This window comes from Aestuariivirga sp., assembly GCF_041738905.1.
GTDB lineage: Bacteria > Pseudomonadota > Alphaproteobacteria > Rhizobiales > Aestuariivirgaceae > Aestuariivirga.
On record NZ_JBGSOZ010000113.1, the window covers coordinates 15962 to 38758 of the forward strand.

The 22797-nt window shown below is 62.3% G+C and carries 20 protein-coding genes; 13 read left to right on the forward strand and 7 right to left on the reverse strand.

What is annotated here, in order from left to right; genetic code table 11:
- The first annotated feature begins 129 nt into the window (after positions 1-129).
- The 4 genes from ACEW8Q_RS09835 to ACEW8Q_RS09850 are packed head-to-tail and all read left to right on the forward strand — an operon-like array spanning position 130 to position 5366.
- Complete coding sequence (locus tag ACEW8Q_RS09835) at positions 130-1383, forward strand: sarcosine oxidase subunit beta family protein (RefSeq protein WP_373503877.1); 1254 nt, start codon at positions 130-132, stop codon at positions 1381-1383.
- 11 nt (positions 1384-1394) lie between these two features.
- Entirely contained in the window at positions 1395-1748 is a 354-nt protein-coding gene (locus ACEW8Q_RS09840; protein WP_373503878.1) for a sarcosine oxidase subunit delta, read from the forward strand.
- On the forward strand, positions 1745-4771 hold the full coding sequence (locus ACEW8Q_RS09845; RefSeq protein WP_373503879.1) for a sarcosine oxidase subunit alpha family protein: 3027 nt from the start codon (positions 1745-1747) through the stop codon (positions 4769-4771). The genes ACEW8Q_RS09840 and ACEW8Q_RS09845 overlap by 4 nt, the downstream gene beginning before the upstream one ends.
- On the forward strand, positions 4764-5366 hold the full coding sequence (locus ACEW8Q_RS09850; protein WP_373503880.1) for a sarcosine oxidase subunit gamma: 603 nt from the start codon (positions 4764-4766) through the stop codon (positions 5364-5366). The genes ACEW8Q_RS09845 and ACEW8Q_RS09850 overlap by 8 nt, the downstream gene beginning before the upstream one ends.
- Positions 5367-5386: 20 nt before the next feature.
- Here the strand turns inward: ACEW8Q_RS09850 and ACEW8Q_RS09855 are convergent, their stop codons facing one another.
- Positions 5387-6280: a methylenetetrahydrofolate reductase gene (locus ACEW8Q_RS09855; RefSeq protein ID WP_373503881.1), complete on the reverse strand. Its 894-nt coding sequence runs from the start codon at positions 6278-6280 to the stop codon at positions 5387-5389.
- Between the two features lie 256 nt (positions 6281-6536).
- Between ACEW8Q_RS09855 and ACEW8Q_RS09860 the strand changes: the two genes are divergently transcribed.
- Entirely contained in the window at positions 6537-7469 is a 933-nt protein-coding gene (locus ACEW8Q_RS09860; RefSeq protein WP_373503882.1) for a GlxA family transcriptional regulator, read from the forward strand.
- A gap of 250 nt (positions 7470-7719) precedes the next feature.
- On the opposite strand, the gene ACEW8Q_RS09865 is transcribed toward ACEW8Q_RS09860, so the two are convergent.
- The 4 genes from ACEW8Q_RS09865 to ACEW8Q_RS09880 form a co-directional block, all read right to left on the reverse strand.
- Complete coding sequence (locus tag ACEW8Q_RS09865; protein ID WP_373503883.1) at positions 7720-9102, reverse strand: ATP-binding protein; 1383 nt, start codon at positions 9100-9102, stop codon at positions 7720-7722.
- Positions 9092-9763, reverse strand: a complete 672-nt coding sequence (locus ACEW8Q_RS09870; protein ID WP_373503884.1) for a response regulator transcription factor — start codon at positions 9761-9763, stop codon at positions 9092-9094. Before ACEW8Q_RS09870 ends, ACEW8Q_RS09865 begins: the two co-directional genes overlap by 11 nt.
- Positions 9764-9787: 24 nt before the next feature.
- Positions 9788-10126, reverse strand: coding sequence for a hypothetical protein (locus ACEW8Q_RS09875; RefSeq protein WP_373503885.1), 339 nt, complete (start codon positions 10124-10126; stop codon positions 9788-9790).
- A 113-nt stretch (positions 10127-10239) separates the two neighbouring features.
- Positions 10240-10416 (reverse strand): hypothetical protein, encoded by a 177-nt coding sequence (locus tag ACEW8Q_RS09880; RefSeq protein WP_373503886.1) that lies wholly within the window; start codon positions 10414-10416, stop codon positions 10240-10242.
- Here ACEW8Q_RS09880 and ACEW8Q_RS09885 point away from each other — a divergent pair.
- The 7 genes from ACEW8Q_RS09885 (at position 10381) to ACEW8Q_RS09915 (ending at position 16973) form a co-directional block, all read left to right on the forward strand.
- On the forward strand, positions 10381-10659 hold the full coding sequence (locus ACEW8Q_RS09885) for a LysR family transcriptional regulator substrate-binding protein (RefSeq protein WP_373503907.1): 279 nt from the start codon (positions 10381-10383) through the stop codon (positions 10657-10659). The two genes, ACEW8Q_RS09880 and ACEW8Q_RS09885, sit on opposite strands and share 36 nt — an antisense overlap.
- A 69-nt stretch (positions 10660-10728) precedes the next feature.
- A complete protein-coding gene (locus ACEW8Q_RS09890; protein ID WP_373503887.1) occupies positions 10729-10932 on the forward strand; it encodes a hypothetical protein in 204 nt (67 codons plus the stop codon).
- 79 nt (positions 10933-11011) lie between these two features.
- Positions 11012-11503, forward strand: a complete 492-nt coding sequence (locus tag ACEW8Q_RS09895; protein ID WP_373503888.1) for a formate dehydrogenase subunit gamma — start codon at positions 11012-11014, stop codon at positions 11501-11503.
- On the forward strand, positions 11500-13035 hold the full coding sequence (locus tag ACEW8Q_RS09900; RefSeq protein ID WP_373503889.1) for a formate dehydrogenase beta subunit: 1536 nt from the start codon (positions 11500-11502) through the stop codon (positions 13033-13035). The genes ACEW8Q_RS09895 and ACEW8Q_RS09900 overlap by 4 nt, the downstream gene beginning before the upstream one ends.
- 13 nt (positions 13036-13048) lie before the next feature.
- Complete coding sequence (fdhF, locus tag ACEW8Q_RS09905) at positions 13049-15934, forward strand: formate dehydrogenase subunit alpha (RefSeq protein WP_373503890.1); 2886 nt, start codon at positions 13049-13051, stop codon at positions 15932-15934.
- Positions 15918-16742: a formate dehydrogenase accessory sulfurtransferase FdhD gene (fdhD, locus tag ACEW8Q_RS09910; RefSeq protein ID WP_373503891.1), complete on the forward strand. Its 825-nt coding sequence runs from the start codon at positions 15918-15920 to the stop codon at positions 16740-16742. The genes fdhF and fdhD overlap by 17 nt, the downstream gene beginning before the upstream one ends.
- Before the next feature lie 3 nt (positions 16743-16745).
- Positions 16746-16973, forward strand: a complete 228-nt coding sequence (locus ACEW8Q_RS09915; protein ID WP_373503892.1) for a formate dehydrogenase subunit delta — start codon at positions 16746-16748, stop codon at positions 16971-16973.
- Here the strand turns inward: ACEW8Q_RS09915 and ACEW8Q_RS09920 are convergent, their stop codons facing one another.
- Together ACEW8Q_RS09920 and ACEW8Q_RS09925 are read right to left on the reverse strand one after the other, a co-directional pair.
- A complete protein-coding gene (locus ACEW8Q_RS09920) occupies positions 16974-19796 on the reverse strand; it encodes a caspase family protein (RefSeq protein WP_373503893.1) in 2823 nt (940 codons plus the stop codon). It abuts the gene before it with no gap.
- The gene (locus ACEW8Q_RS09925; RefSeq protein WP_373503894.1) at positions 19793-20263 is read right to left on the reverse strand and encodes a YcgN family cysteine cluster protein; all 471 of its coding nucleotides are present in this window, start codon (positions 20261-20263) and stop codon (positions 19793-19795) included. The genes ACEW8Q_RS09920 and ACEW8Q_RS09925 overlap by 4 nt, the downstream gene beginning before the upstream one ends.
- A gap of 195 nt (positions 20264-20458) precedes the next feature.
- Here ACEW8Q_RS09925 and ACEW8Q_RS09930 point away from each other — a divergent pair, with 195 nt between their 5' ends.
- Positions 20459-22795: a transglycosylase domain-containing protein gene (locus ACEW8Q_RS09930; RefSeq protein ID WP_373503895.1), complete on the forward strand. Its 2337-nt coding sequence runs from the start codon at positions 20459-20461 to the stop codon at positions 22793-22795.
- Positions 22796-22797 lie beyond the last annotated feature (2 nt).

Genomic DNA, 22797 nt, shown 5'->3' on the forward strand with positions numbered 1-22797 from the left:
TAATGCAATTCATCCCGTCCATCCAATTCTGGTCGCATTGTCGCATGGCAGCATTGGGGCGTCGGAAAAGCCTTGGTTGTGCCACCACCGTTTTGTTAGATACGCCACAGTTGCAAGGAATTCACCCTCATGAAGCCGCGCTATTCCATCTTTTCAATCGCACGCAACGCGATGAACTACCACAAGGACTGGGAAAGAGCATGGCGCTCGCCCAATCCGAAGCAGGAATATGACGCCGTCATCGTAGGCGCGGGCGGCCACGGGCTGGCAACCGCCTATTACCTTGCCAAGAACCACAAGATGACCAATATCGCGGTTGTCGAGAAGGGCTGGCTCGGTGGCGGCAACACGGGCCGCAACACCACGATCATCCGCTCGAACTACCTGCAGGATCCCTCGATCGCCATCTATGAGCTGGCGCGGTCGCTCTACGAGAACCTGAGCCAGGACCTGAACTACAACGTGATGTTCAGTCCGCGCGGTGTCGTCATGCTGTGCCAGACGCAGCACGAGTTCCGCGCCTTCCAACGCACCGCGCACGCCAACCGCCTCGCCGGCCTCGACTGCCGGATGATCACGCCGGCGGAGGTGAAGGACATCGTTCCGATCATCAACGATGATCCGAATTGCCGCTATCCGATCCTGGGTGCCTATTACCAGCCCCGCGGCGGCACGGGCCGTCACGATGCGGTCGCCTGGGGCTATGCCCGCAGTGCCGACGCAATGGGCGTCGACATCATCCAGAATTGCGAAGTGATCGGCATCAACCGCGAGGGCGGCCAGGTCACCGGCCTTGAAACCACCCGCGGCACTATCCGCACCAAGAAAATCGGCGTCGTCACCGCCGGCCATGTCTCGACCATCATGGACATGGCGGGAGTCCGCATGCCGATCGAGAGCCAGTGCCTGCAGGCGCTGGTCTCCGAACCGATCAAGCCCGTCATTGACTGCGTCGTCATGGCCAACACGGTTCATGGCTATATGAGCCAGTCGGACAAGGGCGAACTCGTCATCGGCGGCGGCACCGACCCCTATAACAATTATTCGCAACGTGGGTCTTTCCCCGCCCTCGAACACACGGTTGCGGCGCTGGTCGAAACCTTCCCGATCATTTCGCGCCTCCGCATGCTCCGCATGTGGGGCGGCATCGTCGACATGACGGGCGACCGTTCGCCGATCATCTCGAAGACGCCCGTCGATGGGCTGTTCGTCAACTGCGGCTGGGGAACCGGCGGCTTCAAGGCCATTCCGGGATCGGGCTGGGTGTTCGCCGATACGATCGCCAATGACCGCCCGCATCCCATTGCCGAGCCTTTCGAGCTCAACCGATTCCAGGAAGGCCGCCTGATCGACGAAAGCGTCGCTGCGGCAGTGGCCCACTAGGAGATACCGACATGCTCATCGTCAAATGTCCCGTTTGCGGCGCTGAAGGCGACGAGACGGATTTCCATGCCGGCGGCCAGGCACATGTGCGCCGCCCCGCGACGTCCGATCCCTCTAGCGTGACGGACGAGGAACAGCGCGACTATCTTTTCATCCGGCACAATCCCAAGGGGCTACACTTCGAGCGCTGGCGCTGTGACCGCGGCTGCGGCAAGTGGTTCCACGCGGCGCGTGACACGGTGACGATGGAATTCAAGGCCTACTACGGCATCACCGAGCTTCCCCCCGCCGATCTCATCGCGCAGGCGAAAGGTCCGTGGGCAGAGTATTTTGCAAACCGGCTCAAGGCGGAGACCAAGGTATGAGCAAGCCACATCGCCTCTCCACCGGCGGCCGCTTCATCGACCGGACCAAGCGCATTCACTTCTCGTTCGATGGCAAGCAGCTCACGGGTTTCGCGGGCGACACAGTCGCGTCGGCGGTTCACGCCAACGGCCAGCGTGTCTTTGGCCGCAGCTTCAAGTACCACCGCCCGCGCGGCGTGATCGGGCTTGGCTCGGAAGAAATGAATGCGCTGGTGGGAGTGGGCGATGGCGTCCGCCATGAGCCCAACCTGCGGGCCACGCAGGTTGAACTGCACGAGGGGCTGATCGCCGTTTCGCAGAACCGCTGGCCCTCGCTCAAATTTGACGTGGGCGCCATCAACAGCCATGTCTCGCGCTTCATTCCCGGCGGCTTCTACTACAAGACCTTCATGTGGCCGCAGGCCTTGTGGAAACATGTCTATGAGCCCATCATCCGCCGTGCGGCGGGACTGGGAAAGGCGCCAGAGGGCCGCGATCCCGATACCTACGAGAACATCCATGTCCATTGCGACGTGCTGGTCATCGGTGCGGGCGTTGCCGGGCTTGCGGCGGCTGAAGCCGCTGCCGCGACGGGTGCCAAGGTCATCATCGCCGACGAGAACCCTCGTTTCGGCGGTCTGGCCGACATCTCCGGCGGCACCATAGAGGGCCAGGCCCTGCCCGACTGGGCATCGGTGAAGGCCTCCATGCTGGCGGATGCCGGAAATGTCCATGTGCTGAACCGCACCACGGTCGTCGGGCACTGGCATCACAACTTCGTCATGCTCTTCGAGCGCGTGGCAGACCACGATCCGGCGCTCCTCGCGGCTGGGGTTCCGCGCCATCGCCTGTGGAAGGTGCGCGCCGGGCAAGTGATCCTCGCCACCGGGTCGATCGAACGCCCCATCGCATTCGCCAACAACGACCGGCCGGGCGTGATGCTCGCATCCGCTGCACGCGGCATGGTGGAGCGCTATGGCGTGTCGCCGGGTTCCTCAGGCATCGTCTTCACCAACAACGACGATGCCTACCAGACCGCCATCGTACTTAAGGACGCTGGCGTCGGCGTGCGCGTCGTCGACTCGCGCTCTCGGGCCGAAGGCGCTCTTCCCAACAAGGCGCGCGAAATGGGAATCGCCGTCGACACGGGCTCCGTCATTTCCGCCGTCAACACGTCATGGGGCGGACTCAACATTACCGACGTGAAGGTCGCGTCCTATCGCAAGGGCCAGGGCCGCGTCATCAAGGAAGCGAAGGTCGCCTGCGACTTCGTGGCGATGTCGGGCGGCTGGAATCCAGCTCTTCACCTGTGGTGCCACAATGGCGGCAAGATCCGCTTCGACGACACGCTGCAGACATTCCGGCCTGACCGTCACGCAGACGCGATCCGCGCGGTTGGCGCGGCGAACGGCACCTTCGTACTCTCGAACATTCTCGAGGAAGCCTATGCCGCGGGTTCTGCCGCTGCGAAGGCCGTGAAGCCCGAGGCAACGTCCATCGCGGTGTCTGTGCCGACGGCCGTGCAGGCGGATGAAAAGCCGCTGGAGCCGATCTGGTTCGCACCCGCGACCGGCAAGTATAACGAAGGCAACAAGCACTTCATCGACTACCAGAACGACGTGACTGCTGCCGATCTCGAACTCGCCCAGCGCGAGGGTTACGAGTCGGTCGAGCATACCAAGCGCTACACCACTTTCGGCATGGCAACCGACCAGGGCAAGACGTCGAACCTCAACGGCCTCGGCATTCTCTCGGAAGCCACGGGAAAGACCATACCGGAAATCGGCGTCACCACGTTCCGCCCTCCCTACACGCCATTCTCGTTTGGCTCCGTGGCTGGTCCTCTCACCAAGAACCTTTTCCTGCCGATCCGCCGCACCGCCATCTATCAGTGGCATCTCGACCAGGGTGCCGTGTGGGAGCCCGTGGGCCAGTGGCGCCGCGCCTATACCTATCCGAAAGCCGGAGAGGACAAGCACGCTTCGATCGACCGCGAGATCCTCTGTGTGCGGAACAAGGTTGGCCTGCTCGATGCCTCGACACTCGGCAAGATCGAGATCAAGGGACCGGATGCGGCGGAATTTCTCGACCGCATGTACACCAACATGTTCTCGACGCTCAAGGTGGGCAAGTGCCGCTACGGGCTGATGATGAACGAGTTGGGCTTCCTCTCGGACGACGGCGTTACCGTTCGACTTGGCGATGACCACTTTCTCATGCACACGACGTCGGGCGGTGCCGATCGCATCGCGGCCTGGCTGGAAGAATGGCTGCAGACCGAGTGGACGCACTACAGAGTGTTCGTCACTCCCGTCACCGAGCAATGGTCGCAGTTCGCCATTGCCGGTCCTAGGGCGCGCGATGTGCTGGCTAAGCTCGAGCCTTCCTTCGATATCTCGCATGAGGCGCTGCCGCACATGTCCTTCGTTGAAGGCAAGCTCGGCCCCTACCCCATTCGCCTGTTCCGCATCAGCTTCTCGGGAGAACTCTCCTACGAGGTTGCAACGCCTTCGAACTTTGGCTTGGGATTGTGGAAAGACATTCTCGCGGCGGGCGCCGAGTTCGGGCTCGAAGCCTATGGCACCGAGGCGCTCCATGTGCTCCGCGCCGAAAAGGGCTACATCGTCGTAGGCGACGAAACCGACGGCACGACGACACCAGTCGATGTCGGTCTCGATGGACTTGTCTCCAAGAAGAAGGCCGATTTCATCGGCAAGCGCTCTCTGGAGCAGTCCTATCTCAAGGGACCAGACCGCAAGCAGCTTGTCGGCCTTTTGACCGAAGATCCGAATGACGTGCTGCCCGACGGCGCCTACGCGGTGCGGCACGTCAAGGACAAGCCACCGATGGAGATGATCGGCCAGGTGACCTCCAGCTACAAGTCACCCACCCTTGGCCGTTCCATCGCCATGGCCCTTATCCAGAATGGCCGCTCGCGCATGGGCGAAACCTTGTCCTTCCCGCTTCCGGGCGGCAAGGTCATCCGAGCCAAGATCACCGACACCGTCTTCTACGACAAGGAAGGGGCCAAGCTGAATGTCTGAGCTCTCTTACACTTCCCCCCTCGCCGGCGCTGCGGCACCCGCCGGGCTTTCCGTCTCGCTCCGCGAAATCCCTGACCGCGGCATGATCGACCTCCGCGGCCTCGCAACGGATGCTGATTTCATGGCGGCCGTGAAGAGCGTTCTCGGCGTTGATTTGCCGACGGAGCCCCGCACGTCAGTGTCATGGGGCGATATAAAGGTTCTTTGGCTTTCCATCGACCAGTGGCTAATCCTCAGCACACGGACGAAAATGCATGAGTTGCTGGCCAGCTTGCGCGGCGCGCTTCTGGGCATCCATTCGCTGGCTGTCGACGTCTCCGACATGCGGGTCGTCATCCGCATAGAAGGCGAAGGCAGCCGCGAAATCCTGATGAAGGGCACCTCGCTCGACCTGCTCTCGGGGGAATACACCCCGGGCACATGCCGCCGCATGCGCTTTGCCGAAATTGCGGCCCTGCTGCACGTCGTCGAAGGCGAGATCTTCGATATCTACGTGTTCCGGTCCTACGCGAATTATGCTTGGGACTTCCTGCTCGCAACCGCGCGCGAACCGGCAAAGATCACCCTGTTCGGACAGCAGCCAGCGCCAGTCTGACGCTGCTTCGGCAGCTCCGTTCAGCGCTGGACGGAGCGGGTCCAGTCGAACAGCTTGTCGAAGCCGCCGAATGGATAGAGGTGCGGCGCCGCGATGCCCAGTTCCGGCGTGTGGAAGTGGAGGTCCGCCAGTCCGGCCACGAAGTCATCTGGCGTGTTGACGGTGAGCAGCTTCGTGAGGTTCATCGCCTGCTTGCGGATGAAGCGGGCGGAATTGCCGACGCCGCACATCGCGGCATATTTCACCAGCGTCTTGATGGTCGCGGGACCGGGAACGCCGACATGGACGGGCAGGTCGATGCCGGCCTGGCGCAGCGTCCTCGCCCACTCGGCCACGGGTGCAGCCTCGAACAGGAATTGCGTCGCGATGAAGCCTTCGATTCTGTTGGCCTTGAGATAGGCCTGCTTGTCCTGCAGCGCCTTCAGCAGGATCTCGTCGCCATGGATCTTGGTGATGTCGGGATTGCCTTCGGGGTGGCCCGCGATACCGATATGCCTGACGCCATTGGCCTGGAACACCCCGGTTTCGAGCAACTGGATCGCCGCATGATAGATGCCGATGGGCTGGGGGGCGCCGCCGCCGAGCACCAGCATCGTGTCGGCACCGGCCTGCGCGAGCGATGCAATTCGCGCGCGCAGGTCAGCCTCGTCACGCACGAAGCGGGCAGGCACATGCGGCACGGGTGAAAACCCGGCGGCCCTGAGCTGCCGCGTTGCCTCGATCTGGGCAGCGACGTCGGCGGGGTCGATCAGGGCGATGAAAACCTTGCATCCCGGCTGCAGCCTCTCCTTGAGGAGGGCAAGTTTTTCGATCTGCTTCGGGGTAATCTCGATCGACGCCTTGCGGAGAAAGGCAGGCATGGTCTGGCCCGAGGGGAAGTCGGCAACGGCGGCGGACGAGAGCGGGGCATTCATGGCTAGGGGCTCCGGATGTTCAGGAACGACAATGCCCAAGCCTTGTGGCGTCCGCACGGATGTTTGCGACAAGGGCATAACGAATGCGACCGGAGGCCGGCACCCTCTGTCGTTTTCATCATGCGACATGACGCTGATGGACACAGCCTCAACTTTGCGCAAAAAGTCATCAAACAGGAGATCCTGCGCGATGTTCGGCGACCCACCCAAACAGCTCCCTCAACACTTCGCTGTCATTGTGGTGCCGGAGTTCACCATGATGCCAGTCACCTCCGCCATCGAGCCCTTGCGCATTGCCAACCGCCTGTCGGAGAAATCCCTGTACAAGTGGACGATGCACTCGGTCGACGCGAGGCCGGTCGCGGCATCGAACGGCATCCTGGCCATGGTCGATGGAGACCTCGCTGCCATTCCGGACAATGCCACTGTGCTGGTCTGCGCCGGCCTCAACGTGCAGCATCACACAGACAAGCGTTTGATCGCCTGGTTGCGGAAGGTCGCCCGCAAGGGCAAAGACCTCGGGGCCGTCTGCACGGGTGCCCACATTCTTGCCGAAGCGGGCCTGCTTGACGGCTACAAATGCACGATTCACTGGGAAAATCTGCCCGGCTTCTCCGAGGCTTTTCCCGAAATCGATGCCACCGGCGGATTGTTCGAAATCGACCGCGACCGCTTCACCAGTGCCGGAGGCACCACCGCGCTCGACATGATGCTGACACTGATCGCAAGCCAGCATGGGCCTGAACTCGCGTCGGCCGTGGCCGAAGGAATCCTGCATTCACCCATCCGGCATCACAGCGAGCACCAGCGCATGTCGTTGCCAGCCCGTATCGGTGCCCGGCACCCCAAGCTTGTGGGCATCATCGAGGAGATGGAACAGAACCTCGAGGAGCCGCTGTCGCCTTCCATTCTGGCCAAGCAGGCAGGCCTCTCCACGCGCCAGCTCGAACGGCTGTTCCGGCGTTATCTCGACCGGTCGCCGAAGCGCTACTATCTGGAGTTGCGACTCAAGAAGGCGCGTTCGCTGCTGCTCCAGACCGACATGTCGGTGATCAATGTGGCGCTGGCCTGCGGCTTCTCGTCTCCGTCGCATTTCTCCAAGTGCTACCGCGCTTTCTATGGCCGCACACCCTATCGCGAGCGTGGCATTCCCGTCATCGACTCGCCCGCAGTTCCCGCCGAGGCCTGAAATTAAAAGGGCGGACCATTGCTGGCCCGCCCTCTACATGTGAGTTCGCGACCGGGGGTATCCTGCGAACATCACGTGTCTGAGTGGAAACGTTTGCCTTGAAATTGGCAACCGTTCCGCGAACATACCCTACCCGGACAACCGGACTCAACAAACATTCGTTTTCACTCATATAGGCCGGATCGAACGGCGATGCAAATCTCCTTGTCGGCCATCAAGGAAAGGTGCCATCCACCGGACGGGGCTGGACTCACACGGCGGCAGGCAGTTTCAGGACCACCCGCAGCCCTCCACTGTCCGCATCGTCGAGTTCAACAGTGCCGCTATACATGGCGGCCGTCTCCGTCACGATCGAAAGGCCGAGGCCCGATCCTGGCTTGGTCTCGTCAAGCCGGCGCCCACGTTTCAGGGCTTCGGCGCGCTTGTCTGCCGGAAGTCCCGGCCCGTCGTCATCCACCTCGATGGTCAACCAGTGCCGTCCGGCCGCAACAGAATCACGCATCAGCTCGGCTTTCACCGTCACCTCATGGGTCGACCACTTGCAAGCATTGTCGAGCAGGTTGCCAACCATCTCCTCAAGGTCCTGTTTCTCGCCCCGGAACTTCAACCCCTCCTCGCAGTCGACGCCAACGGTCACGCCCTTGTCCTGGTTGATCCGGGCAAGCGTCCTCGCCAGCGCATCGAGCACCGGCTTTACTTCGGTCACGGCGCCCACGCCCTGCGCGCGAGCCGCCCGGCGGGCGCGGTCAAGATAGAGACTGACCTGGTCGCGCATCAGATGGGCCTGTTCCAGAACCTTCTGCGACAGGGGCCCTTTTTGCGCGGCCGCTTCATTCGTCAGTACGCTGAGGGGCGTCTTGAGCGCATGTGCCAGGTTGCCCACCTGCGTGCGGGCGCGTTCGATGATCTCGGTGTTGGACTGGATCAGCAGGTTGAGTTCGTCTGCGACTGGCTGAAGTTCAGCTGGATAGTCCCCCTGCAGCTGCTCTGCCGTTCCCTGCCGAATTGCCGAAAGGTTCCTCTGCATGACGTCCAGCGGCTTCAACCCGAAGCGAACCTGAACGAAGATCGCCAGCAACAGACCGATGCCCAGCAACACGAGACTGCCGATCAACGCCTGCCGGAAGGCATTCACCTCGTCGCTCAACTCATCGAAATTGCCGGCGACAAGGACAGAGAAATCGCGTTCGCTGCCTGGAAGCTTGAACACCTGTTCGATGGCCCGTAGCGAAGCCCCATTGCTGTCGGTCAGGTAGAAGCTCGCGACACCGTCGGAGCCGCGCTTTGTCAGCATCTCCCGAGTCGGCACAAGGCGCTGCTCCAGCAATGATTCGGACGCGAGATCGCCCACGCCTTCCGCAGGCACCGCAGGTGTCACCTGCCAGTACCAGCCCGACAGCGGAAGTGCGAATCGCGTATCGACCAGTTCGCTCGGAAGTTCCGGATCGCCCGTCGCGCCGACTTCGACATTGGCGAGAAGCCCGTCAAGCACCGCGCGCAGGCGCGAATCGAAATTGCGCTCCAGCGCCGCGCTGAACAGGCTCGCCAGAACAATGCCGGTGGCCGCCAGCAGGATGATACTGACGATAGCAGATGAGATGATGAGGCGGCTTGAAAGCGACCTAGGCCGCATTATCCGGCTCGGTCACGCAATATCCCATGCCGCGGATCGTATGCAGCACCTCGACACCAAGCTTCTTGCGCAGGCGTCCGACGAATACTTCGACCGTATTGGAATCGCGGTCGAAATCCTGGTCGTAGAGATGCTCCACAAGTTCCGTGCGCGAAACGACCTTGCCCTTGTGATGCATGAGATAGGCAAGCAGCCGGAACTCGAGGGAGGTAAGCTTGATGGCCATGCCATTGACGATGACGCGTGCGCTCTTTGTATCGAGCGACACGGGCCCGCAGGTGAGTTCGCTCGTCGCGTGACCCGCACTCCGCCGCAACAGGGCGCGGACGCGGGCGAGAACCTCCTCCATATGGAAGGGCTTGGCAACATAGTCGTCGGCGCCTGCATCGAAGCCCGCCACCTTGTCGCTCCAGCGATCACGGGCCGTCAGGATCAGAACAGGCATCTTCTTTCCCGCGCGGCGCCATCTTTCGAGAACGCTCACGCCATCAAGGATGGGCAGGCCCAGGTCGAGTACCACGGCATCATAGGGTTCCGATTCGCCAAGGTAATGCCCCTCCTCGCCATCCGAGGCGGCATCCACCACGTAGCCGGAGTCCTGCAGCGCGGTCACGAGCTGCCGGTTGATATCGGGATCGTCTTCGACGACGAGAAGCCGCATGATGGAAATTCCTGAACCGGTCGCCTACGGGAGCGGCGTGACCGCACCCGTCACCGAGTTCACACTCAGCTGCTTGATCGTACCACCTTGTTTCAGTCTGACAACATAAGTCTGGCCCCTCAGCTTCACGCCCAGCGGCTTGGCATTGGGCACCGTTCCCATTGCACGCTTCAAGGCTGCGGAGGGCGGCAAGAGCACCACATTGGGCTTCACCGGCTTGACCTGCTGAACCCGGGGCGCCTTCTGCGCCTTGGGCACCATCACATTGGGATTCATCGGTTTCACGCGGACCTGCGCATCCGCCAGACCCGCTCCGAGAGCGGCTGTCAGCGCGACGACAGCAATTGTGAGAAACTTCCGCATGACCCCATTAGTCCTTTCGATGTCCGTTCTACGCGAGGCAACCTGAACTGAAGATGAATGGGACTGTGACATAGATCACAGACACAATTGATGTGGGACTTCCCTTCAGAAAATCAAGGTTTTACGGGGTTTTTCTGGCGTCCGGGCAGCTTTTCCAATACTTTGGACCCTGCCGCTGCGGTGACAATTCCGGCCACTTTTTCCAGTGAGCGCCCGCCAATGTAGCCGCCCATTCCGATCGCCAGAACCGCCGGATCGTCGACCGGGCCTTCGCGGTCGCCAATGCCCATCCGTCACCTCGGCTGGAAACCAATTCCATCATGAATCTCCTCGCATCGGTGAAGTCGATGGGGCTCGCCTCCATCATGCCGGAGTACTTCATCAATGTTCTGGGCCGACTCGAAGGGGTGAAGGCCATCCCGCTGGTGGAACCGACGGTCCAGCACAAGGTGGGCCTGGTCGGCTTGCCCCGCGAACCGCAATCCCCCCTGATTTCAGCCCTGTTCGCGACCGCCAAAAAACTGAAACCTTGATCTTGGTCAAGGAATGCGGACAGGCCGCAACTCATGGTGGTTTCATTGGAAACCACTGTGAGCATCGCCATGAACTCGTCCCATGCCCATTGCAGCCGTCAGGCCCGTACCGTCTCGCTCGAGCAAACCGAGGGCCAGTGCCGCGACCAGCACAATTGCAGCGACGAAGCCTGCCCGCTGGAAAAGGAATTCGGCCAGAACCGCCTCGGCCATGCGCTCAGTCTTCTTGCTGCCAGCATCGGCCACAGCCTCGATCCTTCCGCAAAGGCATGAACTACACCGATTTGCCGCCTCTATGAGATCATAGGAGGCGTCAATTGGTATTTGCGTCCAGACTGCGCGATAAGGCGCCATGTCTGGAAAACACACCCTGATCGATCTCTCCCCGCGCGAGGCGACGGCCGCGCGGGAGATTGCCTTGCGTTACGGCAACAAGCCGGATGCGCTCCTTGAAATCCTGCATGATCTGCAGGAGCATCTGGGTTTCATTCCCGAGGCGTCGCTGCCCGCGCTCGCCAAGGCTCTGAACCTGTCGCGCGCCGAGGTTCACGGCGTCGTCACCTTCTATCATGACTTCAAGCGCGAGCCGCAGGGCCGCCATGTCATCAAGGTCTGCCGGGCGGAAGCCTGCCAGTCAATGAAGGGAAATGAACTCGCTGCTATGATCGAGCGTTATCTCCAGGTGAAACTGGGCCAGACCACCGCCGATGGCGCCATCACGGTCGAGGCCGTGTATTGCCTTGGCAATTGCGCATTGTCTCCGGCCATCATGGTTGACGACAAGCTCGTCGGCCGGGTCGATGCGGCGAAGTTCGAGAAGATCGTCGCGGAGTGCCGCACATGACGAAGATCTATGTCCCCCGCGATTCGGCTGCCCGCTCGGTTGGAGCCGACGAGGTCGCTGCCGAACTCGCCAAGATCGATGGTGTCGAGATCATCCGCAACGGTTCGCGCGGGCTTCTCTGGCTCGAGCCGATGATCGAAGTCGAGACCCCGCAAGGCCGCATTGCGTATGGCCCTGTTGAGGCTTCAGACGTCGACTCATTGAAGGCGGCGGACTTCCTCACCGGCGGCGGCCACAAACTTCGCCTCGGCAACATCGAGGATCATCCCTACCTCAAGAATCAGGAGCGCCTCACCTTCGCCCGCTGCGGCATCACCGATCCGGTGTCAGTTGCGGATTACGTTAAGCACGGCGGTTTCGAGGGCCTGCGCAAGGCTCTGGGCCTTTCTGGTGCCGACATCGTGGCCGAAGTCACCCAGTCGGGTCTCCGTGGCCGAGGTGGTGCGGGCTTTCCTACCGGCATCAAGTGGAAGACCGTCCACGATGCGAAGGCCGAGCAGAAATACATCTGCTGCAATGCCGATGAAGGCGACTCAGGGACTTTCGCCGACCGCATGGTGATGGAGGGCGATCCCCTCATGCTCATCGAGGGCATGACCATCGCCGGCCTCGCCGTCGGAGCCAGCAAGGGCTACGTCTATATCCGCTCCGAATATCCGGATGCCATCGCCACCATGAAGGAAGCGATTGCCGTTGCGGTCGCGGCCGACTGGCTGGGCGCCACTATTCAGGGTACGGACAAATCCTTCCATCTCGAAGTGCGCCGTGGTGCTGGCGCATATATCTGCGGTGAAGAAACCGCGATGCTCGAGAGCCTTGAGGGCAAGCGCGGCACGGTGCGGCCCAAGCCGCCCATCCCGGCGCTCGAAGGCCTGTTCGGCAAGCCCACCGTCATCAATAACGTTCTGAGCTTCGCCGCCGTGCCTTTCATCATGGCGAAAGGCGGCGCGGTCTACCGGAACTACGGCATGGGCCGTTCGCTCGGCACGCTTCCCTTCCAGCTTGCTGGCAACATCAAGCAGGGTGGCCTCGTCGAGAAGGCTTTCGGCGTCACGCTCCGCCAACTGGTGGAAGATTTTGGCGGCGGCACCTTCTCCGGCAAGCCAATCCGCGCCATCCAGGTCGGAGGTCCGCTAGGCTCCTATATTCCCGCCTCGCAACTGGACATGCCCATGGACTACGAGACCTTTGCCGCAGCGCAGGCGATGGTTGGCCACGGCGGCCTCGTGGTGTTTGACGAGACGGTCGACATGGCGGCGCAGGCCCGTTTCGCCATGGAGTTCTGTGCCATCGAGTCATGCGGCAAGTGTACGCCCTGCCGCATCGGTTCCACCCGCGGTGTGGAAGTCATCGACAGGATCGTCGCCGGCGTCGAGCGCGAGTCCAATCTCGAACTCCTGTCAGATCTCTGCCAGACCATGACGGACGGTTCGCTCTGCGCGATGGGCGGCCTGACCCCCATGCCGGTGATGAGCGCCATCCGCCATTTCCCCGAAGATTTCGACAAGCCAGCACAGCTTGCGGCCGAATAGGAGCGACAGCCCCATGACCCTCATCACTGAAACCGACTACGGCACGCCGAAGTCCACCTCTGAAAAAATGGTGACGCTGGAGATCGACGGCCAGGAAATCACCGTTCCCGAAGGCACCTCCATCATGCGCGCCGCAATGGAGCTCGGCACCAAGATCCCGAAGCTCTGCGCCACCGACATGCTGGACAGCTTCGGCTCCTGCCGCCTCTGCCTCGTCGAGATCGAAGGCCGCAAGGGCACGCCCGCGTCCTGCACCACACCGGTCGCGCCCGGCATCAAGGTGAAGACCCAGACCGACCGCCTTGCCAACCTGCGCAAGGGCGTGATGGAACTCTATATCTCGGACCATCCGCTGGACTGCCTCACCTGCGCGGCCAATGGCGACTGCGAACTGCAGGACATGGCGGGAGCCGTGGGCCTGCGCGATGTGCGCTATGGCTATGAGGGCGACAACCACGTCTTCAAGAAACGCGCCGACGGTTCGGAGAATATCCGCTATCAGCCCAAGGATGAATCGAACCCCTATTTCACCTTCGAACCCGCCAAGTGCATCGTCTGCTCGCGCTGCGTGCGCGCCTGCGAAGAGGTTCAGGGCACCTTCGCGCTGACCATCGACGGACGCGGCTTCGACAGCCACGTTTCGGCCAGCATGGACGAAGCCTTCCTCGATTCGGAATGCGTGTCCTGCGGTGCCTGTGTACAGGCCTGCCCCACGGCCACGCTCTCTGAGAAGTCCGTCATCAAGTTGGGCCAACCCGAGCACTCCGTCGTCACAACCTGTGCCTATTGCGGCGTCGGTTGCTCGTTCAAGGCCGAGATGAAGGGCGACCAGGTCGTCCGCATGGTGCCTTACAAGGATGGTGGCGCCAATGAAGGCCATTCCTGCGTCAAGGGCCGCTTCGCATGGGGCTATGCGACTCACAAGGACCGCGTGACTGCGCCGATGATCCGTGAACGGATCACCGACCCGTGGAAGGAAGTCTCTTGGGAAGAGGCCATCGGCTATGCCGCCTCGCGCTTCAAGGCGATCCAGGAAAAGTATGGCCGCACGTCGATCGGCGGCATCACCTCGTCGCGCTGCACCAACGAAGAAGTCTTCGTCGTCCAGAAGATGATCCGCGCCGCCTTCAAGAACAACAATGTCGATACCTGCGCCCGCGTCTGCCACTCACCCACGGGCTATGGCCTGTCGCGCACGTTTGGCACGTCGGCCGGCACGCAGGACTTCAAGTCTGTTGCTGATTCGGACGTCATCGTCGTCATCGGCGCCAACCCGACAGACGGCCATCCCGTCTTCGCGTCGCGCATGAAGAGGCGCTTGCGCGAGGGCGCAAAGCTCATCGTCATCGATCCGCGCCGCATCGACATGGTGGACTCGCCTCACATCAAGGCAGCGCATCACCTTCAACTCCAGCCCGGCACCAATGTTGCGGTGGTCAATGCCCTCGCCCATGTGATCCTGACCGAGGGCCTCGAGAACCGCGCCTATATCGATGAGCGGTGCGACCCTGTCGAGTTCGCGCGCTGGGAAGCCTTCATCAAAGAAGAGCGCAATTCGCCTGAATCGCTCGAGAGCATCTCCGGCGTTCCGGCAGCCGAAGTCCGCGCCGCCGCGAGGCTCTATGCCACAGGCGGCAACGGCGCCATCTATTACGGCCTCGGCGTCACCGAGCACAGCCAGGGTTCCACGATGGTCATGGGCATGGCCAATCTCGCGATGGCGACCGGCAACGTCGGCCGCAATGGCGTGGGCGTCAATCCGCTCCGTGGACAGAACAATGTGCAGGGCTCCTGCGACATGGGTTCCTTCCCGCACGAGTTCTCGGGCTATCGCCACGTCGGTGACGACACGGTGCGCCAGATGTTCGAGACGGTATGGGCCACGCACCTTGACAGCGAGCCGGGCCTCCGCATTCCCAACATGTTCGATGCCGCCGTCGAAGGCACCTTCAGGGGTCTCTTTGTCCAGGGCGAGGACATTGCACAGTCCGACCCCAATACCAAGCATGTAAACCATGCCCTGGAGTCGATGGAATGTGTCGTGGTGCAGGACCTGTTCCTCAACGAGACCGCCGCCTTCGCACATGTCTTCCTGCCGGGCACCTCGTTCCTCGAGAAGGACGGCACCTTCACCAATGCCGAGCGCCGCATCAATCGCGTTCGCCAGGTGAAGGCCCCGATGCAGGGCAAGCATGAATGGCAGGCCGTGTGCGACCTCGCCAACGCCATGGGCTATCCGATGAGCTATGACTCGGCGGCCGAGATCATGGACGAGATCGCCCGGGTCACGCCGACTTTTGCGGGTGTCTCATTTGCCAAGATCGACATGCTGGGCTCGGTCCAGTGGCCGTGCAACGACAAGGCGCCGGAGGGCACGCCCCTCATGCATGTCGGCGGCTTCGTTCGTGGCAAGGGCCGCTTCGTCGTCACCGAGTTTGTGCCGACGCCCGAGCGCACCAACCGGTCGTTCCCGCTCATCCTCACCACGGGCCGCATTCTGTCGCAATACAATGTGGGTGCGCAGACAAGGCGCACCGAGAACGTGACCTGGCACAAGGAGGACGTTCTCGATATCCATCCGCACGATGCCGAAACGCGCGGTATCAAGGATGGTGCGATGGTTTCGATTTCGAGCCGCATGGGCGCTACCACTCTTCGCGCCAATGTTTCCGAGCGCATGCCGCAGGGTGTTGTCTACACCACGTTCCATCATCCGGTGTCGGGCGCCAACGTCATCACCACTGAATATTCGGACTGGGCGACGAACTGCCCCGAATACAAGGTGACAGCGGTTCAAGTGACGCTCTCCAACCAGCCGTCCGAGTGGCAGAAGGAATGGGAAGAGCGCGAGGAAGAGAACAAGCGGATTGGAGCCAAGCCCCTTGTCGCGGCGGAGTAACGTCATTCCGCTCGCAGCGAAGGGCGGCACCGTGCCGACCTCGCGGCCTGCGTGGGGCACGCTCCACACATTGGCGGGTGACAGCGAAACCGTGTGGCAGGTGCCGGAGGAAGTGCCCCTTGCGGTGCAATTCAATTCGGCGAACCACGCGGTCATGATGGGAACGCCTGCGGACTTCGAGGACTTCGCAATCGGCTTTGCGCTTGCCGAAGGCATCATCGGCGCGGCAGATGATGTGACCGGCGTTCTCGTGTTGTCCAGCGAGCAAGGCTACACGCTTGATCTCTCAGTTCGTGAGAACCGGCTCAACCGCTCGCGCATGGCGAAGCGCTCGCTCGAAGGCCGCACCGGTTGCGGGCTCTGCGGCATCGAGGACATCAAGGATGCGATCCGCATGCCGGGCCGCAGCGTTCCGAAGGTGCAGCTCTCGCCACAGGCTGTCGCGCGCGCCTATGAACAACTGCCCGCGCATCAGCCGATGAGCCGCATCAACCGCACGGTCCATGCCGCTGCATGGTGTTCCGTAGACGGAGAAATTCTTCTGTCACGCGAGGATGTCGGCCGCCACAACGCGCTCGACAAGCTGATCGGCGCTCTCGCGCGGGCTGGCACCGACCTCACTTCGGGCTTCGTGCTGATGTCCAGCCGCTGCAGCTTCGAACTCGTCCAGAAATGCGCCATCGCGGGCATCGGGGCGCTCGCCACGGTGTCGGCCCCTACCGCGCTCGCCTTGTCCCTTGCGAGACAAGCCCAACTGAAACTTGCCGCGCTCTCGAACCGCGGCGTCATGATCTTCGACGAGGAATAGCAGATGGAACAGCGTGACATGATCCGCATGGCGAATCAGATCGCCAGCTTCTTCAACGGCTCCGGGCCGGAGCTTGCGGTGAAGGATGCGGCCGAGCACATCAACAAGTTCTGGGACCCGCGCATGCGCTCTGCTCTCATCGCTCATCTGGCGAAGGGCGGCGAAGGCCTTGATGCCACAATCCTCAAGGCAGCCGGCCTGATCAGAAAACCGCAGACGTCTGCGGCCTGATCACTTGAAGAGGTCGAGCGCCTTCACAGCGTTGTTGCGCATGGCGCCGATCATCATCTTGTCCATGAAGCTGCCGGACTTCTGATACTCCTCCAGCGCGAGGTCGAAGTTCCTGATCGATTCCTCGACCTCTGCCTTGTTCATGTGGGTGGTGCCCAACATGAACTGGATCGTGGCGATATCCTTCATGGCGGAGGCCCATTCCAGCGGCTTGCTCTTGCGATCGGTTGCCGCCAGCACTTCCCTGTAGATGCCCTCGGCCTCCATCAGAATCTTGTCGTCCTGCTTCAGGATGCCCTTGCCCTGCAGCGCCATGGCGAGGCCCGACGACACTGACATCCAATCCGCCGGGAAGGCGTCCCTCGTAAAGATTTCGCGGGCTGAGCGGTAGGCCGCAATCGCCTCGTCCGCCAGAGCGGGATCGGCCTTCGATGAGGCGATCGAGGACAGTGTGGAGGCCAGCATCTGCTGGCTCTCGGCCCAGAGTTCGGCATTGGCCTCGCGGGTGCGGACTTCGAGAGCGCCACGGAAAGCCTGCGCTGCGTCTTCCAGCAAAGCGGGATCGGACTTCATGGTGCCGACGACCTGAAGCGTCATGCCATAGGCATTCTGCAGCTTGGCCCAGAACACGGGCGTGCGCTCGCGCGTTACTTCCTGAAGGCCCAGCCTATAGAAATCCAAGGCCGTCTCGAATTCAGCGGCATTGCCTTCCATGGCGCCGATGTTGGTGTGGGCGATGGCGATGTTGCCATTGGTATTGCCCCAGTCCAGCGGGAAGGTCTTGCGGTCGAAGGCGGGGAGCACCACTTCATAGATCCTGAGGGCGTCCCGCACCTTCCCCACGTCGCGGGTATTGGCACCTTGCGCGCGCAGGCTGATGGCCAGATTGTTCTTGGCCTGCGCCCACTCGATGCGGTTGGTAACAGGGTCGATCAGTTCCAGCGCCGCCGAAATCTTTTCTTCGGCGGATTTGTAACGCGCTGGTTCGGTGTTGCGGTCGGCAAGCGCGATTTCCAAGTTTGCCGCGTTCAGCATGTCGAGCGCCCAGCCCAGCCCATCGTTGGCCTTGTCGCGGAGTGCCAATGCATCGTCGAAGGCCTTGCCCGCGTCTGCGTAGAGGCCCGCGTCGTTGCGGCGGTCGGCGAGCGTGTTGAGCGCGATGCCAAGGTTCGAGAATGTGGTGGCGCGCAGCGAGGGCTTTCCTCCGTCCACGGATAGTACATCGCGGTAGAGCGAGACAGCCCTTTCCAGTGGCGCCTGATCGAGGGTCCGCTCGCCCATGCGCAGCAGGGCATTGGCCATGTTGTTGGTGGCCTTGCCCCATTGCACGGCATCTTGCGGCCTGCTGACGAGGCCGAGCGCCTGCTCGTAGCCGGCAATGGCTTGTGCCAGCGCCTGATTGTCACCGCGATAGCTGCCGATGGACTGCAGCGCATCCGCCTCGTAGGTCTTGTACTTGGCGGCCATCACCTTGTCGGCCTCCTTCACCCAGTCGAAAGCCGAGGCATAGTCCCGGGCAGCGGCCGCAAAGTCGAAGTCGATTTCGGCGGTCTCGGCACTCTTCACCAGGATTTCAGCATTGGCCATGCGCTTGGCCCTGGCCTGCGCCTCCACATCTTCAATCGAGGAGCGCGACGATTCGACATGGGCCTTGGCTTCATCCAGCAGGCTGCGCGCCGTCTTGATAGCCCCTTCGCTCACCGCCTGATCGGCCTCGGCCACCAGCCGCTGCAACTCGGGGTCATCGAGCGACAGGGCCTTCCGCTCATCGAGGATAGTCTTCAGCCGTCCCGCCTGCGCCTTCAATGCGGCGTCAAGCGCCGCAGGGTCCTTGCCGATGCCGGTCTCGCCAAGGGCCGCCAGCACGCCATAAAGCGTATCGAGCGGCACCTGATCGGATGCAGCCAGCTTCTCGACGCGCTTGCGCTCCGGGTCGGGAAGGCCCGAGATCGTAAGCAGCAGCTTACGGCGCTCGCCGGTGATGGCGCCTGCCGCACCCTCTGGCAGTTGCTCCGGCGAACCGAAAAAGAGCTGCTTCCGCAATGACTCGTTCACCCATGGCCGCTGCCGGGTTCCTGTCTTGAGGTAGACCTCTTCCGTTACCATGCGCATGACCAATCCGAACTCCTCGCCGGTCATGGCCGAGAGATGCCGCAGGATGGCGGCGGCATAGGGGCTGTTGCCGCCCGGTTCTCCGTCGAGCGCTGGAAGGCCCGGCTCAGCGGCAAAGCCGATGATGGTGCCCACGGTATCGGTGGCGCCCTCCTCGATCGTTGCAAAGCCGCGCGGCGTGCCGAGGCCTGCCCCGCTCATCTCCAGCTTCTCGCCCTGCCTGCGCGCCACCGATCCTGGCGGGAAGGGATTGGAGCGGCAGGCATCAATCAGGAAAATCGTCAGCGGAACCTTGGCGCGGAGTTCGTCCAGCACGCCCGAGAGGGGAACGAGATTGTCCTGAACGTCCTCCAATGCTTCGAGATTGGCATCAACCGGCACAAGCCAGTTCTCGCCCCCCGCCTCGATGCCATGCCCGGAATAATAGATGATGGCGGCATCGGCCCCGTCGGCGTCCTCGGCAAAGCGTTCGAGGTCACGCAACAGCTTCTTCGCGTTGCGGTCGGTCACGCCGGTCACGTCGAAGCCTAAGTCTTCCAGAAGATCCTCGATGGCCTTGGCGTCCTGTCCGGGATTGGCGAGCGGGGCCAGGTTCTCGTATTCAGACTGGCCAATGACCAGCGCCACGCCGCGCAGCGCCTTCTCCTCCGCCGATCCGGGAAGAACCAGAGTCAGCAGATAGACGATGGCGAGGCAGGCGCGGCGCATCATGGCATCTTGCGGCGCTTCGGTTTCGGCAGGCGCCAGACATGATCGACCAGTTCGTCGACCGTGATGCCCTCTTCCGAATAGACATCGCCGCCCTTCACCGAGATTCCCGCCTCGTCCACGGTTTCCTTCCGCCCGGAAACGAGAGGATGCCACCATTGCAGCGGCTTCCCCTCGTCCAGCAGCCGGTAGGCGCAGGTCCGGGGCAGCCAGCCGAGGGTGCCCACATTCTCCGGCGTGAGCGCCACGCAATCCGAGACGATGGACTGCCGGTTGGCATAGTCGGAACAGCGGCAGGTCTTGAGGTCGAGCAGCCGGCAGGCCGCCCGAGTATAGAGGAAATCGCCGGTATCCTCATCCTCGAGCTTGTTCAGGCAGCAGCGGCCGCAGCCATCGCACAGCGATTCCCATTCCTCTCGGGTCATCGCGGCGAGGGGCTTGGTCTTCCAGAAGGGCGGCGGGGACGTCATGTTGGGCCTATGCAACGGACTTGGGCGGGATTGTCAACAGCCGAGGGCTGGCCGCCCTGTGTTTAACCCCTGTCCAATCTATCCGGTCCATTGTATCTTTTTCGAGAGGGCGGCATGAATTGCGGCGGCGGGGAAGGCCCGTTTTCGTCACAATCGCATCTTAACCCACTCCCAACCCCAGATTGGTCGAAAAGCGTGTCCCAGGTTCCACCCCGCAAGTCGATTGCCGGTTTTCTCTGGCGGGCCGACTCCGTCGTCAGCACGGCGGTGTTCGAGACATGGGATTTCATCAAGCGTACCAGTTCGGCCTATGCGGCCTTCCTGGACGGCTTCCGGCTGAGAGGCCTCAGACGCATCTTCTTCGACCTGCTCGACGATGGCGTCACCTTCGGCGTCATTGCCAGTTTCGTGCTGCTGGCTTATGCGCTGCCGCCCTTCTCGGGGACGGGCGACGTGTGGAACCGCGGCCGCGAATTTGCCGTGACCTTCACGGATGCGAATGGCGAGATCATCGGGCGGCGCGGCATCCGCCAGGACGACGCCATTCCGCTGTCCGATATCCCGCCCCACATGATCAAGGCGGTCCTCGCCACCGAGGATGCCCGCTTCTTCGAACATTTCGGGGTCGATGTCATCGGCACGCTCCGCGCCATCGTGCAGAACGCGCGGGCCAATGACGTGGTGCAGGGTGGCTCGTCGCTCACCCAGCAGGTGGCGAAGAATCTCTTCCTCAGCCCCGAGCGCACCATCCGCCGCAAGGTGCACGAGGCATTCCTGTCGCTGTGGATCGAGGCCCGCCTCAGCAAGGAAGAGATCCTCAAGCTCTATCTCGACCGCTCCTATCTCGGCGGCGGCGCCTATGGCATCGAGGCGGCATCGCAATTCTACTTCGGCAAGTCCGTGCGCGACATCACGCTGCCGGAGGCCGCGATGCTGGCGGGGCTCTTCAAGGCCCCGTCGAAATACGCGCCACACAAGAATCTGGACGTGGCCCGCGCGCGCGCCAACACGGTTCTCTACCGCATGCTCGACTCAGGCTTCATCACCCAGGGCGAGCTTCTGCTGGCCCGCCGCGAGCCGGCGACCGCCATCCAGCAGAAGATTTCGGACAGTCCCAACTGGTTCCTCGACTGGGCCTACAGGGACACGCTTGCCGTGATCGACCAGAAGGGACTGACCGGCGATTTCGTACTCGAGGTGAAGACCACGATCAACCTGCCGCTCCAGACCTCCGCCCAGGACATCATCAACGAGGAGCTTGCGGCGAACGGCGAGTCCTACCGCGTGGGCCAGGCCGCCACCGTGGTCATGTCGACCGATGGTGCCGTGCGCGCCATCGTGGGCGGCAAGGATTATGAAACCAGCCAGTTCAACCGGGCCACGGACGCGCTCCGCCAGTCGGGCTCGTCCTACAAGCCCTTCGTCTACATGGCTGCACTCCTCAATGGCTACACGCCGAACGACGTCGTGGTGGACGGTCCCGTCTCGGTGGGCAACTGGGCGCCCCGGAACTACAGTGGCAAATATGCGGGCCGCACCACCCTGACCAAGGCACTGGCCCACTCCTACAATTCCATTCCGGTGAAGCTGATGATCGACATCGGCCGCACCGCCATTATCAACACGTCGCACATGGCGGGGATCAAGGGTGAGCTCGAGACATGGGCGCCCATGGTGCTCGGCACCAGCGCCCTGTCGCTGCTCGACCTCACGACAGGTTATGTGGCATTTGCCTCGGGCGGCTTTCCGGCCACACCCTATGCCGTGCTGGAAATCCGCCGCTCGAACGGCGATCTCCTCTATTCACGGACCGAAGACAGTATGATGCCGCCACGCCGGGTGTTTCCGGAAGAGAAGGTGGCCGAGTTGAACTCCATGCTCTCCGCCGTGGTCAAGGCCGGCACAGGCCGCCGCGCCGATCTGGGCTTCGCACCGCAAGGCGGCAAGACGGGAACCAATCAGGGCTACCGCGATGCCTGGTACGTGGGCTTTACCGGGCACCATGTGACCGGCGTATGGTTCGGCAACGACGACTTCACGCCGATGAACGAAGTGACCGGCGGCCTGCTGCCCGCTCCGACATGGAAGCGCATCATGGTGGAGGCAGAGCGCGGGCTTCAGCCCATCGGGCTGGCGGGTGTTCCCTATGACAATACCTATGCGGTAGCGAAACTCGAAGATCCGAAGACCGCGGTCCCTCCCATTAGCGATGAAACCGACCAGAGCGATACCGGCACCGCGTTTTTGCCGCCGCCGGGAAACGTCAACAACGTGCTCAACGGCATGTTCGACCTCTTCGAAGAGACGCCGCCGGTGGTTGCCGCCAAGCCCGTCATCAAGAAGCCGAAGCAGCAGGCACTGGTGCTTCCAAAGGCGAATGTGGACGAGCCGCAGCCCGCACCCGGCAGCAGGAAGCGCAAGCGCAACTTCATCGAGAAGATCTTCGGCGGCGTGGACCAGCGGAACAACGCCCCGCCCTCCCAGGAAAAGCGCAAGAAGAAAAATAAGACGCTCTTTGACAGCATCTTCTGATT

Bases quoted from the DNA above. Each gene is read 5' to 3' on its own strand.
- ACEW8Q_RS09835 (WP_373503877.1), top strand. From the start codon at position 130: ATGAAGCCGCGCTATTCCATCTTTTCAATCGCACGCAACGCGATGAAC.
- ACEW8Q_RS09840 (WP_373503878.1), top strand. From the start codon at position 1,395: ATGCTCATCGTCAAATGTCCCGTTTGCGGCGCTGAAGGCGACGAGACG.
- ACEW8Q_RS09845 (WP_373503879.1), top strand. From the start codon at position 1,745: ATGAGCAAGCCACATCGCCTCTCCACCGGCGGCCGCTTCATCGACCGG.
- ACEW8Q_RS09850 (WP_373503880.1), top strand. From the start codon at position 4,764: ATGTCTGAGCTCTCTTACACTTCCCCCCTCGCCGGCGCTGCGGCACCC.
- ACEW8Q_RS09855 (WP_373503881.1), bottom strand. From the start codon at position 6,280: ATGAATGCCCCGCTCTCGTCCGCCGCCGTTGCCGACTTCCCCTCGGGC.
- ACEW8Q_RS09860 (WP_373503882.1), top strand. From the start codon at position 6,537: ATGATGCCAGTCACCTCCGCCATCGAGCCCTTGCGCATTGCCAACCGC.
- ACEW8Q_RS09865 (WP_373503883.1), bottom strand. From the start codon at position 9,102: ATGCGGCCTAGGTCGCTTTCAAGCCGCCTCATCATCTCATCTGCTATC.
- ACEW8Q_RS09870 (WP_373503884.1), bottom strand. From the start codon at position 9,763: ATGCGGCTTCTCGTCGTCGAAGACGATCCCGATATCAACCGGCAGCTC.
- ACEW8Q_RS09875 (WP_373503885.1), bottom strand. From the start codon at position 10,126: ATGCGGAAGTTTCTCACAATTGCTGTCGTCGCGCTGACAGCCGCTCTC.
- ACEW8Q_RS09880 (WP_373503886.1), bottom strand. From the start codon at position 10,416: ATGGGCATTGGCGACCGCGAAGGCCCGGTCGACGATCCGGCGGTTCTG.
- ACEW8Q_RS09890 (WP_373503887.1), top strand. From the start codon at position 10,729: ATGAACTCGTCCCATGCCCATTGCAGCCGTCAGGCCCGTACCGTCTCG.
- ACEW8Q_RS09895 (WP_373503888.1), top strand. From the start codon at position 11,012: ATGTCTGGAAAACACACCCTGATCGATCTCTCCCCGCGCGAGGCGACG.
- ACEW8Q_RS09900 (WP_373503889.1), top strand. From the start codon at position 11,500: ATGACGAAGATCTATGTCCCCCGCGATTCGGCTGCCCGCTCGGTTGGA.
- fdhF (WP_373503890.1), top strand. From the start codon at position 13,049: ATGACCCTCATCACTGAAACCGACTACGGCACGCCGAAGTCCACCTCT.
- ACEW8Q_RS09915 (WP_373503892.1), top strand. From the start codon at position 16,746: ATGGAACAGCGTGACATGATCCGCATGGCGAATCAGATCGCCAGCTTC.
- ACEW8Q_RS09920 (WP_373503893.1), bottom strand. From the start codon at position 19,796: ATGATGCGCCGCGCCTGCCTCGCCATCGTCTATCTGCTGACTCTGGTT.
- ACEW8Q_RS09925 (WP_373503894.1), bottom strand. From the start codon at position 20,263: ATGACGTCCCCGCCGCCCTTCTGGAAGACCAAGCCCCTCGCCGCGATG.